This window comes from Streptomyces sp. NPDC007945, from assembly GCF_042958885.1.
GTDB lineage: Bacteria > Actinomycetota > Actinomycetes > Streptomycetales > Streptomycetaceae > Streptomyces.
On the sequence record NZ_JBIBJV010000001.1, the window covers coordinates 1,043,019 to 1,060,043 of the forward strand.

A 17,025-nucleotide genomic window follows, 5' to 3' on the forward strand; every position below is an offset into this window, starting at 1 on the left:
GGAACTGCCCCCGGCCGGAGGGACATTCCGGGCGGGGGCAGCGGTTCATGCGGCCCTACGGGGCGGGCTCAGGGCTTCAGCAGGCGCCGAGGTCCTGCCAGACGCCCCACTCGCCCGTGGTGCCGGGGGCCTCGTTCTGGGTCCACCACTTGGCCTTCCACTTGCGGCCGTTGTGGGAGACCTCGTTGCCCGCGTTGTACACCGTGCCGGCGACGTAGGCCGGGAGCGAGCCGCAGCCGGCCGGGGGCTGCGTGGTCGGCGGCGTGGTCGGCGGGGTCGTCGTGGGCGGGGTGGTCGGCGGCGTGGTGGGCGGCGTGGTCGGCGGGACGGTGGTGCCGCCGAGCGCGGTGTTGATCTGCTTCAGCAGGGTGGCGTTCTCGTCCAGGCCGAGGAGGGAGTACATCATCGCGCCGGCGAGGCCGCGCTGCTTGCCGTAGTTCACCCGCTCCTGGATGGACTTCTGGTTGAGTCCGGTGAAGAACTCGCCGTCCTTGTAGAAGTACGAGGACTTGGCCTGGTCGTCCCAGAAGGTGGTGGACGCATTGTCGACGACGCCGCCCAGCTCCTTGTAGTGGGCGATGCCGGCCTGCTGGCTCAGCGGGCGGGCGTTCGAGCCGCCGGTGGCGGTCTGCGCGAGGCCGTTGGTGGTGCCGGCGGGCACGCCCTTCCAGCCGCGGTAGTAGAACTCGTAGCCCAGGGTCAGCTTGTTGGCGGGGAAGCCGCCGGTGATGCCGTAGGTCGGGTTGCCGTCGATCCAGGAGTCGATGGCGGCGTCGATCGAGTACTTCTCCTGGCCCGGCGCGATGACGTCGGTCGGGTCGTTGGAGCCGGAGTACAGCGGGGACTGGTGGTACGTCGGCCCGTCGCCGTCCCAGGCGCCGTGCATGTCGTACGTCATGATGTTCGCGTAGTCGAGGTACGCGCCGATCTTGTCCGTCTCGATGTACTTGATCTTGTCCTGGCCGGCCGGGAGGGCGGCGGTCAGCAGGTACTTCTTGCCGCCGTTGGCCGCGCCGTAGGCGTCGAGCTGCTTGCGGAACTCGGCGAGGAGCAGGGTGAAGTTCTGCTTGTCCTCGGGGCCGTAGTGGTTGCCCAGGTGGCCGCCGGACGAGCCGGGGTACTCCCAGTCGATGTCGATGCCGTCGAAGATGCCGGCCGCGGTGCCGGGACCGCCGAAGCCGCCCTCGACCGGGAGGTTGCCCTTGAGGTACTGGTCGATGCAGGAGGAGACGAGCTTCTTGCGGCTCGCGTCCGTCTTGGCCGCGTCGTGGAAGTACTTGGAGTAGGTCCAGCCGCCGAGCGAGATGTTGATCTTCAGGTGGGGGTACTTCGCCTTCAGTTCCTTGAACTGGTTGAAGACGCCCACGATCGGCTGGTCCCACTTGTCGGCGACGCCGTCGACGGAGTCGGCCGCGGAGAAGGACTTCTGGTAGTCGGCGTACGAGTCGCCGGCACCGTCGCCCGCGTTCGGGTTGTTGTCGTCGCCCGCGGCCTTGTTGGCCATGAAACAGGTGAGGTTCGTCGGGTGGATGTTGCCGAACGAGTAGTTGATGACGTCGAGCTGGCTCGCGATGCCCCGCGTGTCGAGGTGCTTCGGGTAGAACGCATTGCCGTACACGCTCCACTGGTCGTAGTACGCGATGCGCACCCCGCCGGCGGAGGCGGTGGTCGAGGCATCGGCGGCCTGGGCGGAGCCGAGGCCCGCGGTGGCGGCGAGGGCGCCGGCCGCGAGGGCCGAGCTGAGCAGCGCGGCGATCAATGACTTACGGGGGTGCACGAGCGTCCTCCGATGGGGGGGGTACTGGTGGTGCCGTACAGGAGTTGGAGCAGTGATAGCCCCCGCATGAACGGCGCGTCAATGGTCTGAACCAGATTGAGGACTAGACCAATTCGCGGAGGAAAGCCCTCGTCAGAGGCGTGCAGCACAAAACGGAACCGCTCGCCACCATGCGTGACGAGCGGTTTAAGGTTCCTTTAGGGAAGCCGGTGAGGTGGTTCGGCGGTGAACCAGTCGCTCATCCGGAATCCGAGATTCAGGTGAGCCGGGGCATCTCGTAGGCGTCCGCGACGAGTTCGTAGCTCCGCAGCCGCGCCTCCCCGCCGTGCACGTTGGCGGTCAGCATCAGCTCGTCCGCCCCGGTCCGCTTCCGCAGCTCGTCCAGCCCCTCGCGGACCGCGTCCGGGGTGCCGTACACCACGTTCGCCAGCCAGTCGTCCGCGAACTCCCGCTCCGCCGGGCTGAATCCGTACGCCTCCGCCTCCTCCGGCGTCGGGATCAGCCCCGGGCGGCCGGTGCGCAGCCGCAGCATCGACAGCGCGCCGGTGAGCACCTGGCGGTACGCCTCCCGCTCGTCGTCGGCGGCGAGGGCGCCGACGCCGATGAGGGTGTAGGGCGCGTCGAGCACGGCCGAGGGGCGGAAGGACTGCCGGTAGAGGTCGAGCGCCGGGATCGTGTTGCGGGCCGAGAAGTGGTGGGCGAAGGCGAAGGGCAGGCCGAGGAGCCCGGCGAGCCGGGCGCTGAAGCCGGAGGAGCCGAGCAGCCAGACGGGCGGCCGGCCCTTCGGACCCTGCACCGGGCCGGGCACGGCGTGGATCCGGGCGTAGCGGTGCGCGTCCGGGAAGTCGTCGTCCAGGAAGCGGGTCAGCTCGGCGAGCTGCTCGGGGAAGTCGTCGGCGCCTTCGTGGAGGGTGTCGGTGCGGCGCAGGGCGGCGGCGGCGGCGCCGTCGGTGCCGGGGGCGCGGCCGAGGCCGAGGTCGATCCGGCCCGGGGCGAGCGCCTCCAGGGTGCCGAACTGCTCGGCGATCACCAGCGGGGCGTGGTTGGGGAGCATGACGCCGCCGGAGCCGAGCCGGATGCGGCGGGTGTGTGCGGCGAGGTGGGCGAGGATCACGGCCGGGGAGGAGGAGGCGACGCCGGGCATCGAGTGGTGCTCGGCCACCCAGTGCCGGTGGTAGCCGCGGCGCTCGGCGAGCCGGCTCAGCTCCACGCTGGTGGCGAGCGACCGGCTCGCGGTGGAGCCGCTGCCGACGGTCACCAGGTCGAGGACGGAGAGGGGCACGGGAGCAGAACCCAGGGCCTCCCCGCGTATGACGTCCCTCCGGGGGCCGTCCGCCGTTCCTGCCTCTGACTGGGTGCCGGTCTCGCTCACCGTCCGGTCCTTCCTCCATCGGATACGTCCGTCGGAGCGGGAACAGGGGCGCACCGGCACTTATTCCATGCCGCCCGATTTCGGGATGAAGCGCGCGAAACGGGTGGCGGGGGTCACATTCCGGCCAGTGGAGGCTCGGCCTCCGGCTCCGTCCCCGCACAGAAAATCTTCGCCCGCCCGCCGTCCGAACGCGTGCGCGAGCAGAGCCTGGCGCCGCTCTGACCTCACCCTCTTCGCCCCACTCATGCCTATGTCATATGCCAGAGTGGCGCGTCCCTGTACAGGGCCGGGTTCCTCCGCACGATTCTCGCCAACAGCCGCCCCGCGGAGGGCCCTTGGCGGCTATCGTGGTACGGAAGCTTGCGGTCACAACCTGGTAGGGGGAAACCGTGGCGCTGAAGCCCGAGCCCACCGCGCCGTTCCACTCGGTGCAATACGCCCTGCGCGTCCTCGAGACGGTCTCGCGGCACGGCGGCGGGGTGTCGGACGTCCAGATCGCCCGGGAGACCGGGCTGCCCGTCCACCACCTGACGTCGCTGCTCCTCATGCTCCGGCGCGAGGGGTACGTCGAGCAGGTCTCGGACGGCGCGTACGTCATCGGAGACTCCCTGGTCCTCCTCGGCTCCGGCTCGACCCGCCGCGAGGCCCTGGAGGCCAAGCTCCAGGAGACCCTCACCGAGCTGCGCGACTCCGTCGGCGCCGCCGTCTACATCAGCCGGTACATCGACGGCGAGGTGAAGATCACCCAGTTCGCCGACGGGCCGCACACGCCCAAGGTCAACGAGTGGGTCGACTTCCGCTCGGCGGCCCACGCCAGCGCGGTCGGCAAGTGCCTGCTCACCCAGCTCGACCTCAACGGCCGCCGCGACCACCTCGCCCGGCACAAGATCGCCCGCCTCACCTCGCGGACGATCACCAACGAGAAGGTGCTCTTCTCCAAGCTGGACAGCCAGCCGCCGACCGTCCCGGTCCTCGACCTCCAGGAGTACGCCGTCGGCACCGTCTGCGCGGCGGTGCCGCTGACGGCCGGCTCCGCCGTGGGCTGTCTGGCGCTCTCGCTCCCGATCGAGCACGCGCACCGGCTGCGCTCGGCCGCCGACACCCTGAACCGGCGGGCGGCCCCGGTCGTGCTGTCGCTGGCGATCTGAGGCGCCCGGGGCGAGACCCGCACGGCCCCGGGAGGACCCCGCCCGGACGGACCCGGCGGGGTGGTCACGAGCACCCGCCGGGACCAGGTAGTATTTTCTCTGTCAGCAGGCGCCGCTAGCTCAGTTGGTTAGAGCAGCTGACTCTTAATCAGCGGGTCCGGGGTTCGAGTCCCTGGCGGCGCACCGACAGGAAGAGGCCCCTCGCGAAAGCGAGGGGCCTCTTCCGCATGCCCGGACCGGGCCCGTCACGCCTGGAGGTAGGCGAGGACGGCGAGGACCCGGCGGTGGGTGTCCTCGGCCGGCGGCAGGTCGAGCTTGGCGAGGATGTTGCCGATGTGCTTGCCGACGGCGGCCTCGGTGACGACGAGCCGACGGGCCACCTCACCGTTGGAGTGCCCCTCGGCGACCAGCGCCAGGACCTCCCGCTCGCGCGGGGTCAGCGCGGCGAGCGGGTCCCGGCGGCGGCGCAGCAGCTGCCGCACCACCTCCGGATCGACGACCGTGCCGCCCGCGGCGACCCGGTCCAGGGCGTCCACGAACTCCTCCACCTGCCCCACCCGGTCCTTCAGCAGGTACCCGACGCCGGTGCCGTCGCCCGAGTCGAGGAGGTCGGCGGCGTAGTCCCGCTGCACGTACTGGCTGAGGACGAGGACCGGCAGGCCGGGCCGCTCGGCGCGCAGGGCGACGGCGGCGCGCAGCCCCTCGTCCTGGAAGCCGGGCGGCATCCGCACGTCGGTGAGGACGACGTCCGGGTCGTGGGCGGCGACCGCCGCGCGCAGCGCCTCCGCGTCCCCTACCGCGGCCACCACCTGGTGGCCGAAACGGGCGAGCAGCCCGATCAGCCCTTCCCGGAGGAGGACGCCGTCCTCGGCGAGGACGACGCGGAGCTGACGCGGCACGGGATCTCCACTCGTAGGACCGTCGGCCCGCCCGGCGGGCTGGTGATCGTCAGTGTGCCATCGAGGACGGCGAGCCGGTCGGCGAGCCCCGTGAGCCCGGAACCGCGGGCCGGATCGGCGCCGCCCCGCCCGTCGTCCTCGACGGTGAGGACGAGGACGCGGCCGTCGTGCCGGCCGGTGAGGCGACCGCGGGAGGCGCCGCTGTGCCGGTCGACGTTGGCGAGCGCCTCCCGGCAGGCGAAGTACGCGGCGCTCTCCACGGCGGCGGGCAGCCGGGGCAGGCCGTCGAGCTCGCGGTCGACGGGGACGGCGGTCCGGTCGGCGGCGTCCGCGAGGGCCGGCCCGAGGCCGTAGTCGGCGAGGACCTGCGGATGGATGCCGTGGATCAGCTCCCGCAGCTCGGCCAGCACCTGCCCCGCCTCCTCCTGCGCCCGCGCGAGCCGCTCGGCCAGCGGACCGCCCGGCGGGGCGTCGAGCCGGGCGAGCCCGAGGGTCATGGTGAGCGCCACCAGCCGGTGCTGCGCCCCGTCGTGGAGGTCCCGCTCGATGCGGCGGCGCTCGGCCTCGAACGCGTCGACGAGCCGGGCCCGCGAGGCGATGACCTCCCCGAGCCCGTCCCGGGGCCACCCCCCGAGCAGCGCGCGGGCGAGCGCGCCGCGCCCGGCCGCGTACAGCCCGAGCGGGTAGGAGAGCAGCAGGAGCGCGGCCGCGCCGACGAGCGCCCCGGCGAAGGCGCCGGGGTACGAGGTCACCAGCACGCTCTTGAGGAGCTTGGTCTCCTCCCCGTCGGCGGCGAGCAGCACCGGCGCGGCGAGCAGGGTGCCGGGCGCGCCGACCGCGACGGCGAGGACGAGGGCGTCGAGCGGCCACAGGACGGTGCCGAACAGCAGCCCGTACGCCAGCTCCCGCCAGGTCGACCGCTCCGCCGCGCGCGTCCGCACCCAGGCCCCGAGGCCGGGCGCGGCGGGCACCCGGTGCGGGTCGGGCACGGGCCGCCGGTCGACGAGGCGCAGCCGCAGCCGCTCGGCGCCGCCGACCGCAACCCCGCCGAAGAGCAGCAGCGGAATCCCGACGAGCAGCAGGGAGGCGAGCAGCAGGACGAGGAGGACGGCGCAGACGACCGCCCCGCCGACGACCCCGGTGGCGAGGTAGCCGGCGCTCCGCCACGGCCCGGCCCCGAACGGGAACCGCGGGGTCCACGGCGCGAGCGCCCGTCGCGCTTCAGGTGCGTCTTCCATGACCGCCCACCGTAGGCGGCGCCGGCGGGGCGGGCCATGGGGGTGGGGGGCGTCAGGGGGGTAGGGCTGGACCCACCTCCGCGTGGCGGTGCCGTGCGCCGCGGCCGTGCCGGGTGTCGTGGGTGCGGAGGGCCGCGAGGGGCGGGGTCGGGTCCGACGACGGCGGCCCCGTGAGGGCCGCCGTCGTCGGGCCGGAGCGGGTACTCCGGCGTGGTGTCGAGCCGTGGGCCGGGGTGCGGCTCGCCCCCCGGCCGGGGTGGCATCGGTCCACGAGCAGGGCGGCCCGTGCGGTGGCGCCGGCGGCGGTCCGGTGGTGGCCGAGGGTGTCGTGCTCGCCCCTCGGCCCGGTCCGGTGGCCGTCCGGCGGCGCCGTACGGGCTCCGCGACGGTGTCCGCGCCTGCCCGTGTCGTCCTGCCCGTCCTGGCCGCCTCGCCCGTCCTGGCGTCATGGCCCGGACGGCGTCCGGCGGTGCGTCAGAACTGGACGTCCGAGCAGGCGTAGAAGGCGTTCGCCGTGTCCGCGACGGTCCACACCGCGAGGATCAGGTGCTTGCCGGTCTTGCCCGCCGGGAGGGTCCCGGAGTGCGAGAGCGTCGACGGCGGCTGCTGGCTGTTGTAGGGGACGGTGAGGAACGGCTGGGGGTCGAGCTGGGCCCGGGTGAGCTTGCTGCTCGGGTTCCAGCCGTTCCGGGTGATGTAGTAGCGGAAGTCCGTGGTGCGGTGGCGGGCGGTGAACTGCCAGCGGAAGGTGTAGCTCTGACCCGCCGTGACCTTGGTCGCCGGCCAGGTGCCGCCGCGCGGGTCGTCCAGCTGGGCGAACTGGGGGTTGCCGCCGGCGCAGATGGTGCCGTCGGCGGGTCCGGCGGCCGGGAAGCCCTTGAGGCCCTCGACCGACTGCGGCTCCCACTGGATGTTGCCGCAGTTGGTCACCGTGCCGTTGGCACAGAGCTTCTGGCGGCTGATCGGGGAGTCGGTGTAGCCGTGGCTGTTCGCGGTGCTGGTCGCGAAGAGCGAGGCGGCCGTGACGCCGAGCGCCACGGCGGCCAGCCCTGTCTTTTTGCGCATGCTGTCGCTCCAGGGAGAACGTGGGGGAGTTCTGGATGCCCGTGGGCCGTGGTGCACGCGTGCGGGTGGTACGGGTCATGCGAGTGGTGCGGGCCGCACGGGGACGTGCGGGTTGTTCCCGGGAAACGTTTCAGGTCTAGACCAAGTACCAAGGTAAGGACGGAAGTTGAACATGTCCATACCAACGGCGAGGGCGGCCGGGAAGACCCGACCGCCCTCGCACCACGGAACCGGACCGAACCTCAGGCCCCCTCCCCCACGCCGACGCGGCCCGTGTAGAACGCCACCGTCAGGTCCTTCACCAGCGACTTCCGTTCGTAGTCGTCCAGCTCGACCAGACCACGGCTGGTCAGCCGGTGGACCACGTCGTCCACCGCGTCCACCACCGACGTCAGGACGCTGTCCCGGTGCTTCGCGTCGAGCGCCGCGATCCGGCGGCGGCGCATCGCCTGCGCGACCTCCGGGGCGTACTCGATCCTCGTCGGCTGCGCCGAGAAGACGTCCAGGCCGACCGGGGCGCAATCCGCCGACAGCATCCGGGTCAGCGCCTCGCCGACCGCCTCCGCGTCCCGCAGCGTCGGCGCGTCCTCGTGGAACGCGTCGGCCGGCAGCTGCGACAGCACCCGGGCCATCGCCGCCTCCACCTGCTCGCGCAGATAGTCCTCGTGGTCGTCGACCCCGAGCGCCGCCCGGACCGTGTCCCGGACCCGCCACACCACGAGGACGGTCACGTCCAGCGCGGTGCCCTTCGCGTCCACCGCCGGCAGCGGCTCGCTCCGCCAGTGGCGCAGCCGGACGTCCACCCGGCGGCGCAGCAGCAGCGGGCTCGCCCACACCAGTCCGGTACGGCGCACGGTGCCGCGGTACTCGCCGAACAGCGTCAGCACCCAGGCGTACCCGACCCGGCCCCGGCCGAGGCCGCCCACCGCGAACAGCAGCACCAGCACGCCGAGCGCGAGCAGCGCCCACTGGGCGAGGTGGACGCCGTGGTACGGACGCGGGGGCAGGCCCAGCATGCGCGCGAGCTCGGCGGGCACGGCGCCCGTCCACCACACCACGGCCGCGCACCCCGCGAGCGCGAGCAGCCCGCCGGCGATGCCGACCCAGCCCGGCAGCACCGTCGCCGGGCGTTCCACCAGCGCCGGATCGGCGGTCGGCGCGGGACGGGCGGGGCCGGGGCGGGCGTGCTTGGTCGCGGGCCTCGGGACACCGGTCCTCGGTGCGTTCCGCGAGGTGGGCGGCGCCATGGCGACGGTGTCGGGACCGCCGTCGTCGACGGTCGGCGTGCTCCCGGTGGTGCCGGTGCCGTCCCGGAAGAGCAGGTGGACCGGGATCGAGCCGGTCGTCTCCGCCCCGATGAGGTTCTTCCGCCGCGGCAACCGCCCCACCCCCGCGACCGGCGTCGCGACCGAGGCGACCCGCATCCCGGTGATCCGCCCGAAGTCGAGCAGCTCCCGCTCCTCCTTGAACACGCCGACCCCCGAGCTCCCCGGCAGGTCGGAGCCGCCGGGAACCTCGGCCACGCCGAGCGCCTCCTCGATCCGTCCCGCCGCCGCGGGCTCCGTGCGCGCGGCAGCCGGTACGGACCCGACACCAGGAGACCCGGCGGACGCCTCGGCGCGGGCCGGGGCCTCCGTCCGGACCGGGGCCGCCGGAGCGTCGGCGCCGCTCGACGCGGTCGCCGCGCCGGCGGCAGCCGGGGACGGGGCCGGGCCCGCCGCGACACGACCCGCGGCCACCGCGGCGGCCGCACGGGCGGGCACCGAGCCCGGCCGGGCGGCGGTCTCCGGGCGAACCGGGGCCGCACCGGGCCCCGCGGCCTCAGCCGCCGGGGCGGCCGCTGCCGTGTGCGCACCGGCCGGTGCACGGCCTCCGGGCGTCGGGCCGCCCGGCCCGGCCGGGACCTCCGCGCGGGCCGCGCCCGCCGGGGCACCGGCCGTGGTCGGCGCGGAGGTCGGACCGGCAGGCGCCGAGGGCGGGGTCCGGCCCTGGGAGAGGGTGACCGTGCGCGACACCGCGTCCGCCTCCGGGGCGGGGGAACCGGTCCCGGCAAAGGCCGCCGGGGCGCCGGCCGGGGTCGGGGCGGGGCCCGCGGGCGCCGGTGCGGCGGGCGGGTCGGCCGGCCCACGGACGTCCCCGGTCGGGCCCGTCCCGGCGGCACCCGCGGGCGCCGGGGCCCCGTGGGAGGAGACCGTGGCCGTGCGGGGGGTGGGCGATGCCGCTCCCGCGGTGGAGGTCCCGGCCGGGGCCGGCGCGACGGGCGCGGTCGGGGCGAGACCCTCGGCCGTGGGCGCCAGGGGCGGTGCGGCCGCGCTCCCCTCGGGGGTACGGACGGCCGGGGTCGGTGCTTGACCGGTGGAGGACTCCGGTCGGGGCGGGCCGGCCTCGGTCACCGGCCGGTCCGGGGCGGTCGTGGCCGTGCCCGCGGACGGCGGTGGGGCGGCGGACGGGGGGAGGTCGGTGGGCCGCGGGTCCGGGCCCGGGGAGGGCTCCGCGGGCGGCGGGGCAGCCGTCGGCCCCGCGCCGGTCGGCACCGGGTCCGGCGACGGGGGGCGACGGGGGAGGGTGCCGTCGGTGAGGCGGCGGGCGGAGCGGGCGGCGTCGCGCGAGGCCGCCGCGCCGGAGTCGTTGGGGGGTGCTGCCGTCATTCGGGGTCCACCTCATGTCTCGGGGTCATCGGAACAAACGCCGCCAGGTCTCCGGGCCCGGGTAGCCGTCGGCCGCTGCGCCGCGCCAGCCCTGAGCCCGCTGGAACGCCTCGACGTTGCGGCGGTCCGCCTCCGTCCAGCGCGGACCGGGTCCCGACAGGTAGTGCTTGCCGAAGCCCCGCTTCACCAGTTGTTTGCCCAGCTTCTCCACATATGCGTTGGATTGGCCCGGACGGAAGGAGCCACGCCCGGGGAACCCGTTCGCATCTGTGCTCGGACCGCTCGAACCACTCGAACCGCCGATGTCCTTGCCCTGGCCCGAGACGAGGAGCGCCCACGTGTGCGGGCCGGGCAGTCCGTCCGCCTCCGCGCCCTTCCAGCCCTGCGCGCGCTGGAACGCCTGGGTCGCGCGACGGTCGGCGGCGCTCCACCTCGGGCCCGCGCCGAGCGCGTAGTAGCGCTGGGCGCCGCGCTGGATCAGCATCTGCCCGAGCCGCGTGACGTGCGCGTTGTTCGCGCCGGGCCCGAACTTCGAGCCGCCGGGGAACGCCGTGGCGCCCGTCGGCGGGGTCGTCGTGCCGCCGCCCGCACCGCTGTCGCCGCCGGCCAGGCCCTTGTAGCGGTACGCCACGTACCGGGAGGAGTTCTCCCAGTACGCCATGGGCGTGGCCTGCTTCCGGGTGCGGGGCTTGGTCTGTTCGTACGCGAGGTACGAGGTGTGGGTGTAGTCCGTCCAGCCGCCGAAGATCGTCACGTGCGAGCCGCGGGTGGGGTCGGCCGGATTGTGGAAGAGCAGGATGTCGCCGGGCTGGAGCTCCGTCCGGGCGATGCGGACGGCGAAGCGGTCGAGGCTGCCGGTCCACTCGTTGCTGCGCAGGTTCCAGGCCATGGAGATGTAGCCGGAGCAGTCCTGGCGGTACCCGTCCGACCAGTACTTCTCCATCGAGTACGGCACCTGGGCCGAGACCCACGTCTTGGCCCGGTTGATGATCTCCGTGCGGGTCGTCTTCCGCAGGTTCTCCGTCGAGATCTGACTGGTCGTCGGGACGGCGCCGGGCGTCGGGGTGCCGTCGGCCTGCGCGGCCGGCGGGCCGTGCAGCGGGGCGGGGCCGCCCTGCGGGGTGTCGGTGCCCCACGCGGGGCCCGCCGCGTCGGTCGCGTCCGCCACATCGGTCGCGTCCGCCGCGTCGGCCGGGACCACGGGAGCGCGGGCGGTGGCGATGCCGTTCGCCCCTCCCCCGCCCAGCACCGCGCCCGCCGCCGTGACCAGGACGAGGGCCCGGCGGGCGCCGTGGGCCGCCGGGTGGCCGCCCGCGCGGACCGGCAGCCCCAGGGCGAGGTCGCGGCGGCGGCGGGCGCACCCCGGGCAGCCGCAGTCGGGCGCGGGTTCGAATTCCTCGAAGACCAGCACACTGCTCATGTGATCCCCTCCACACTTGTCAAGATCCCTTTAAGCCTCATTTCGGGCGTCAGTTTCTCAACTGTCTGGACAAATCGCATTTTGACGGATCAACGGCCAGATATGACCATCCGACAGGCCGGAGGACGGGACGGAAGGGGCGGATGTTGGTCGGGAGCACCCCTGGAGGTCGGGTAGAGTTATCTCTGTCAGCAGGCGCCGCTAGCTCAGTTGGTTAGAGCAGCTGACTCTTAATCAGCGGGTCCGGGGTTCGAGTCCCTGGCGGCGCACCGACAGAGAAGGCCCCTCGCGAAAGCGAGGGGCCTTCTTGTTGCCACGGGTCAACTACCGTGCGTTGCCGTTCGGTTGCGATCCGCACAAGCGGGTTCAGGTGGGGAAGCGGAGGCGCCCGCGCACGGAGCGGCGGACGGATGCCGACCTCGCGGCGGAGGCGGGCCGACGGGGCGGGGCGGGCCGAGGTAAGGGCTACTCCGTCGCGCTCAGATAGGCGGCGATCACCACGTTGGCGGTGTAGCCGCCGGTGGTGCGGTCGAAGGTGCCGCCGCAGGTCAGGAGACGGAGTTCGGCGCGGCCGGGCTCGTGCGGCCCGTAGACCTTCGCGGGGTCGAAGGCGTCGCGGGGGACGACGGAGACGTCCTCGACGGTGAAGACCGCGACCGAGTCGTCCGTTCGGGTGATGCGGACGGTGTCGCCGGGGCGGGTGGAGCTGAGGCCGTAGAAGACGGCGGGGCGCGTGTCGGTGTCCACGTGGCCGACGAGGAGCGCGGGACCCGCCGCGCCGGGCGTGGTGCCGGGGCCGTACCAGCCGACGGTGCCCGGCAGCTCGTACGGCGGCGGGTCGACCGCCCCGGTGGCGTCGAGGCCCCGGGGGACGACGGGCGCGTCGACGCCGAGGGCGGGGATCTCCACCCTGCGGGGCGCGGCGTCGCCGGGTATCGGCGGGCGGGACGGCGGCAGGTCCACGCCCGGGGGGCGGCCGACCGCCGCGACGTCGCCGTGCGTGGGGGCCGAGCTGCCGCCGGGGCCCCGGGCCGTGTCGGGGCCCCAGAGCCAGAGGCCGAGGAGCAGGACCGCCCAGGCCACACCGGTGGCCGGGCGGCTCGACGCGGCCACGGCTACTCGGTACGCCCGCGGCGGGAGCTCCGGAAGGCGACCGCGACGGCGGCCACCGCGGCCATGCCGAGGCCGACCAGGGTGTACGGGGTGCCGAGCCCGTCCTCGCCGGCCGTCTGGGCGACGCCGGGCGCGGCGGGGGCGGCGAAGGCCGCGGCGCCGCCGCCGCCCGCGCGGACCGGGGCGACCGGGACGGCCGGGGCCGGGCGGTGGTCCGGCCGTTCCTGGTGGTGGCGGACGGTGAGGGTGCCGACGTCGGGGTGGTCGTGGCCGTCGCAGGTGACGGTGATCCGGTACGTGCCGTCCTGAAGGCCCGTGCGGACGGTGGCGCCGCCGAAGAGGGCGCGGGCGCCGCCGTCCCGGCCGGTGAGCTCGGCGTCCGCGACGAACGCCGGGGACTTGGCGGCGCCGGTGGTGCCCTCGCACCCCTGGGCGCGGACGTCGACGTCGGCGCCGGGTGCGGCGGTGGACGGGGTGAGGGTGACCTGGACGCCGTCGTGGGCGAGGGCGGTGGCGGCGCCGGGAGCGAGCACCAGAGCCAGTGCCGCCCCTGCGGCACGGAGAGCGAGGGGACCTGAACGCATTGTGACCTCCTGGTACTGGCAGGTTCACCCGGTTCGGCGGGTTTCGCATCCGCAGGGGCGACGCTCCGTGAGCGCTACACGCGGTCGACGAGGTCCGCGATCGACTTCACGACCTTGGAGGGGCGGAAGGGGAAGCGGTCGATCTCGGCCTGCGTGGTCAGTCCGGTGAGGACGAGGAAGGTCTGCATGCCCGCCTCCAGGCCCGCGAGGATGTCGGTGTCCATCCGGTCGCCGATCATGGCGCTGGACTCGGAGTGGGCGCCGATCGCGTTGAGCCCGGTGCGCATCATCAGTGGGTTGGGCTTGCCGGCGAAGTACGGCTCCTTGCCGGTGGCCTTGGTGATGAGGGCGGCGACGGAGCCGGTGGCGGGGAGCGGGCCCTCCAGGGAGGGGCCGGTCTCGTCGGGGTTGGTGCAGATGAAGCGGGCGCCGTTGTTGATGAGGCGGACGGCCTTGGTCATGGCCTCGAAGGAGTAGGTGCGGGTCTCGCCGAGGACCACGTAGTCGGGGTCGTGGTCGGTGAGGACGTAGCCGATGTCGTGGAGGGCTGTGGTGAGACCGGCCTCGCCGATGACGTACGCGGTGCCGCCGGGGCGCTGGTCGTCGAGGAACTCGGCGGTGGCGAGCGCCGAGGTCCAGATGTTCTCGACGGGGACCTCCAGGCCCATGCGCATGAGGCGGGCGTGGAGGTCGCGGGCGGTGTAGATCGAGTTGTTGGTGAGGACCAGGAACGGCTTCCCGGTCTCCCGCAGCTTCCTGATGAACGCGTCGGCGCCGGGGATCGGAACGCCCTCGTGGATGAGGACGCCGTCCATGTCGGTGAGCCAGGATTCGATCGGCTTGCGCTCTGCCATGGGTGCGGGACTCCTGCCGTACAAGTCGTGCGTGTGCTGGGGGCGACGCGACTGCGCTGTGGCGACGCCCCCAGCGTAGGTCAGGACGGGGTCACGGTGACCCCGTCGATCGTCCAGTACCAGTTGTCGGAGCCGGCGTAGCGGAAGCGGAAGCTGACGTTCGAGGCGCCGGCGGGGACCGGGACGGTGAGGGTCTCGCGCCGGGAGACGACATCGGCGGTGTAGCGCTTGACGAGGGTGGGCGTGCCGCCGTCGAAGGAGGCGAGCACCTCGGGCATCGGAGGGCGGGCGGGGTGCCGATGAGCAGGGCCTCGCGCGGGGTGGCGAGCACGGTCTCGATCCGCTCGTCGGCGACGCCGAAGGAGGTGAACGGGGAGGTGTACGCGGGGTGGCCTCGGGGTTCGGGTCGTCAGCGGCCCTTGAGGCGGCGCCCGGCGCGGGCGAGGAAGGCGCCGACGAGGGCCAGGGCCGCCGCCCAGGGAGCGAGGTGGGCGGCTTCCTCCCGGCCCGTGTGGGCGAGTTGGGGAGGGAAGGAGGAAGGGGAGGGGAAGGGGGAGGCGGGGTCCGGGTCGGCCGACGGCGACGGGCGGGGGGACCGGTCGGGTACCGGGGTGGCGGGGGCGGCGGACGCGGACCCCGAGGGCTCGGCGGGGGCGGTCGGCACGGCGGGGGTGGGGGCGGGGGTGGTGCCGGGGACGGGCGGCCCGATCGTGAGGCGGTAGTCGTCGGAGCGGCCCACCCAGTCGCCGTCGGCGCCCCGGCGCTGGACGAGCGCGGCGTTGACGACGACCTCGTCGGGCACGGCGTCCGCCCGGAAGGCGAGCCGGACGGGGACGGTCACGGTACGGCGGGCGGGCACGTCGAATCCGTCGAAGCGGCGGGGCTCGGCTCCGGTGGCTGCGGGGTCTTCTGTGGCTGTGGTGGCTGTGGGGGCTCGGGTGGCTGTCGGGGCTCGGCTGGCCGTGGGGGCTTCAGTGGCTTTGGGGGTTCCGGTGACTGCGGGGGCTCGGCTGGCCGTGGGGGCTCCGGTGGTGGGGGGGGTTTGAGTGGCTGGGGCTTCTGCGGCTTCGGCTCCCGTGAACGCGCCGACGCTCTCCGCCTCCTCGGTCGCCTCGAAGGCGACCGGCCGCCAGCGGTCGCCCTCCGCGTCGTAGAACTCCAGCCGGATCTGCTCGGGCCGCAGCACCCGCTTCTCGTCGGCGAGGACGAGCACCGGATGGACCTGCGTGCAGGCGCGGCCGGTGGTGTTGCGGACCTCCAGCTCCCAGCTCCGGAAGGCCCCGCCGGCGGGGTATTCGGCGGGGCCGTCGTCCTGGATCCGGGTTTCGAGGGGGAAGCCGGCGTCGGAGTCGGCGCCGCAGACGGGCGCGGGAGCGGGGGCCGCCGAGGCGGCGGGGACGGGGAGGAGGGCGCCTGTCAGCGTGACGGCCGCGGCGGCGAGGACGCGGGCGCTGCGCAGGGGCCGGGGGGCGGATGCCATGTGCGGTTGCCTTTGCTGCTCGCGGACGTACGTCTCGCCCGCGACGCTGCCACAGGGCGGACCCCGGACTCGTGGGCGACACCGCCCGCACCACCGGATCCGCCCGATCAGCGTATGGTCCGCTCTTCCGATGAATACGCCGAGGGAGGTGACGCCGGGGACGTCGACGGAGGTGGCGACGAAGGTGTCGGCGGAGGCGTCGGCGGGGCCAGGCCGAAGACGGGGGCGAGGACCAGCTGGGCGGCGCCTCGGGCCACGGCGTGCGGGGTGGCCGTCACCTCGACCGGGGTCGGGAGGCGCCGGTCGGCGAGGACGGCGGCGACGCCGTCCGCGAAGACCTCCGGCGCCCCCAGCACCACCCGGCCGCCGAGCAGGACCCGGTCGATGTCCAGGAGCCGGACCAGGTTGGCCGCGCCGGCGCCGAGGATCCGGGCGGCCTCGGGCAGCTCGCCCCGCGCCACCGCCGCGAGGCACAGCACCTCCAGGCAGCCGTGCGCCCCGCAGTCGCAGCGGGGCCCGTCGAGCTGGACGGTCTGGTGGCCGAGCTCGCCCGCCCCGGTCCGCTCGCCCCGCAGCGGCCGCCCGCCGACGACGAGCCCGGCACCGAGCCCCGTACCGAGGTGGACGTACGCGAACGAGCGCGGCGCGCCGGGTCGGACGGCGAGGTCGAGGGCGGCGGCGTTCGTGTCCTTGTCGAGCGCGACCGGCACGCCGAGCCGCGCCTCCAGGGCCTCCCGCACCGGAAACCCGTCCCACACCGCCGCTCCGGTGACCCGCCCGGCCACTCCGCCCCGATGCTCCAACGGCCCGGGCATGGCCACCCCGACCCCGAGGAGCCGCGACCCGGCGGGAGCACCGGCCGGGTCCGGCGCACCGGTCGGATCCGGCGCACCGGTCGGGTCCGGCGCATCCGCCGGGCTGGGGGGCCGGGGCGGGGTCGTGCGGGGCGCGGGCGGCGGGGCGGGCTCGGCCAGGAGGGCTCGGACGGCCGCCACCAGCGTCTCCAGGACCTGGGGCGGCCCGTCGGAGAGGGTCACGGCGTGGCGGCGGACGGCGAGCGGGGTGCCGGTGAGGTCCGTGAGGGCGACGGTGAGCTCGTCGCGGTCGAGGTGGACGCCCATCGCGTGCGCCGCCTCGGGGACCAGGCGGAGCACCGTAGGGGGCTTGCCGCCGGTCGAGGCGCGGCGGCCGGCCTCCGCCGCCAGCCCGTCCGCGCGCAGCCGGGCGGTGATCTTGCTGACGGCCTGCGGGGTGAGGCCGGTCCTGGCGGCCAGTTCGAGACGGCTGATGCCCTCCTCCCCCGCCGTGCGCAGCAGGTCGAGGACGAGCGCCGCGTTGTGGCCGCGCAGCGCCGTCAGGTTGGCGCCGCCGCCGGGGTCTCTCCTCATCACCGTCACCGGCCCATTCTCCCCCCTGCTTGCACTTCG

Annotated in this window: 13 protein-coding genes, 2 tRNA genes and 2 pseudogenes; 3 read left to right on the forward strand and 14 right to left on the reverse strand. The window is 74.6% G+C overall.

The features are described 5' to 3' along the window. Nucleotides 1–76: 76 nt before the first annotated feature. Nucleotides 77–1,777 (reverse strand): glycosyl hydrolase family 18 protein, encoded by a 1,701-nt coding sequence (locus ACFZCF_RS04715; protein WP_388441383.1) that lies wholly within the window; start codon nt 1,775–1,777, stop codon nt 77–79. 256 nt (nt 1,778–2,033) lie between these two features. Beyond that, nucleotides 2,034–3,149: an MsnO8 family LLM class oxidoreductase gene (locus ACFZCF_RS04720; protein WP_391284604.1), complete on the reverse strand. Its 1,116-nt coding sequence runs from the start codon at nt 3,147–3,149 to the stop codon at nt 2,034–2,036. Nucleotides 3,150–3,538: 389 nt separating this feature from the next. On the opposite strand from ACFZCF_RS04720, the gene ACFZCF_RS04725 reads away from it, so the two are divergent. Continuing rightward, nucleotides 3,539–4,297 (forward strand): IclR family transcriptional regulator, encoded by a 759-nt coding sequence (locus ACFZCF_RS04725; protein WP_388441389.1) that lies wholly within the window; start codon nt 3,539–3,541, stop codon nt 4,295–4,297. Between the two features lie 109 nt (nt 4,298–4,406). Further along, nucleotides 4,407–4,480, forward strand: a tRNA-Lys gene (locus ACFZCF_RS04730). A gap of 62 nt (nt 4,481–4,542) precedes the next feature. Here the strand turns inward: ACFZCF_RS04730 and ACFZCF_RS04735 are convergent. The 5 genes from ACFZCF_RS04735 to ACFZCF_RS04755 all read right to left on the reverse strand — a co-directional run bounded on the left by ACFZCF_RS04735 (nt 4,543) and on the right by ACFZCF_RS04755 (nt 11,567). Continuing rightward, complete coding sequence (locus ACFZCF_RS04735; RefSeq protein WP_388441392.1) at nt 4,543–5,196, reverse strand: response regulator; 654 nt, start codon at nt 5,194–5,196, stop codon at nt 4,543–4,545. Further along, entirely contained in the window at nt 5,136–6,434 is a 1,299-nt protein-coding gene (locus tag ACFZCF_RS04740) for a sensor domain-containing protein (RefSeq protein WP_391284607.1), read from the reverse strand. The genes ACFZCF_RS04735 and ACFZCF_RS04740 overlap by 61 nt, the downstream gene beginning before the upstream one ends. 474 nt (nt 6,435–6,908) lie before the next feature. Continuing rightward, entirely contained in the window at nt 6,909–7,499 is a 591-nt protein-coding gene (locus ACFZCF_RS04745) for a lytic polysaccharide monooxygenase (RefSeq protein ID WP_388441398.1), read from the reverse strand. Nucleotides 7,500–7,741: 242 nt separating this feature from the next. Then, the gene (locus ACFZCF_RS04750) at nt 7,742–9,022 is read right to left on the reverse strand and encodes an SPFH domain-containing protein (protein WP_388441401.1); all 1,281 of its coding nucleotides are present in this window, start codon (nt 9,020–9,022) and stop codon (nt 7,742–7,744) included. 1,150 nt (nt 9,023–10,172) lie between these two features. Further along, nucleotides 10,173–11,567, reverse strand: coding sequence for a peptidoglycan-binding protein (locus ACFZCF_RS04755; protein WP_391284609.1), 1,395 nt, complete (start codon nt 11,565–11,567; stop codon nt 10,173–10,175). Nucleotides 11,568–11,762: 195 nt separating this feature from the next. Between ACFZCF_RS04755 and ACFZCF_RS04760 the strand changes: the two genes are divergently transcribed. Continuing rightward, nucleotides 11,763–11,836, forward strand: a tRNA-Lys gene (locus ACFZCF_RS04760). Nucleotides 11,837–12,032: 196 nt separating this feature from the next. Here ACFZCF_RS04760 and ACFZCF_RS04765 read toward each other — a convergent pair. The 7 genes and pseudogenes from ACFZCF_RS04765 to ACFZCF_RS04795 all read right to left on the reverse strand — a co-directional run bounded on the left by ACFZCF_RS04765 (nt 12,033) and on the right by ACFZCF_RS04795 (nt 16,986). Then, nucleotides 12,033–12,680, reverse strand: a complete 648-nt coding sequence (locus tag ACFZCF_RS04765) for a class F sortase (RefSeq protein WP_391284611.1) — start codon at nt 12,678–12,680, stop codon at nt 12,033–12,035. Nucleotides 12,681–12,682: 2 nt separating this feature from the next. Further along, on the reverse strand, nt 12,683–13,264 hold the full coding sequence (locus ACFZCF_RS04770; protein ID WP_388441410.1) for a hypothetical protein: 582 nt from the start codon (nt 13,262–13,264) through the stop codon (nt 12,683–12,685). A gap of 74 nt (nt 13,265–13,338) precedes the next feature. After that, nucleotides 13,339–14,118 (reverse strand): HAD-IIA family hydrolase, encoded by a 780-nt coding sequence (locus ACFZCF_RS04775; protein WP_391284613.1) that lies wholly within the window; start codon nt 14,116–14,118, stop codon nt 13,339–13,341. An 80-nt stretch (nt 14,119–14,198) separates the two neighbouring features. Further along, nucleotides 14,199–14,387 (reverse strand): annotated as a pseudogene (locus ACFZCF_RS04780) (nucleotide pyrophosphatase); the annotation flags it as partial. Between the two features lie 11 nt (nt 14,388–14,398). Beyond that, nucleotides 14,399–14,482: pseudogene (locus ACFZCF_RS04785) on the reverse strand (GntR family transcriptional regulator); the annotation flags it as partial. A gap of 45 nt (nt 14,483–14,527) precedes the next feature. Further along, a complete protein-coding gene (locus tag ACFZCF_RS04790; RefSeq protein WP_391284615.1) occupies nt 14,528–15,598 on the reverse strand; it encodes a hypothetical protein in 1,071 nt (356 codons plus the stop codon). A 107-nt stretch (nt 15,599–15,705) separates the two neighbouring features. Then, nucleotides 15,706–16,986, reverse strand: a complete 1,281-nt coding sequence (locus tag ACFZCF_RS04795; protein ID WP_391284787.1) for an ROK family protein — start codon at nt 16,984–16,986, stop codon at nt 15,706–15,708. Nucleotides 16,987–17,025 lie beyond the last annotated feature (39 nt).

Excerpts from the sequence above, each read along its gene's own strand:
- ACFZCF_RS04740 (WP_391284607.1), bottom strand. The coding sequence starts at position 6,434 with ATGGAAGACGCACCTGAAGCGCGACGGGCGCTCGCGCCGTGGACCCCG.
- ACFZCF_RS04795 (WP_391284787.1), bottom strand. The coding sequence starts at position 16,986 with ATGAGGAGAGACCCCGGCGGCGGCGCCAACCTGACGGCGCTGCGCGGC.
- ACFZCF_RS04790 (WP_391284615.1), bottom strand. The coding sequence starts at position 15,598 with ATGGCATCCGCCCCCCGGCCCCTGCGCAGCGCCCGCGTCCTCGCCGCC.
- ACFZCF_RS04770 (WP_388441410.1), bottom strand. The coding sequence starts at position 13,264 with ATGCGTTCAGGTCCCCTCGCTCTCCGTGCCGCAGGGGCGGCACTGGCT.
- ACFZCF_RS04745 (WP_388441398.1), bottom strand. The coding sequence starts at position 7,499 with ATGCGCAAAAAGACAGGGCTGGCCGCCGTGGCGCTCGGCGTCACGGCC.
- ACFZCF_RS04775 (WP_391284613.1), bottom strand. The coding sequence starts at position 14,118 with ATGGCAGAGCGCAAGCCGATCGAATCCTGGCTCACCGACATGGACGGC.
- ACFZCF_RS04755 (WP_391284609.1), bottom strand. The coding sequence starts at position 11,567 with ATGAGCAGTGTGCTGGTCTTCGAGGAATTCGAACCCGCGCCCGACTGC.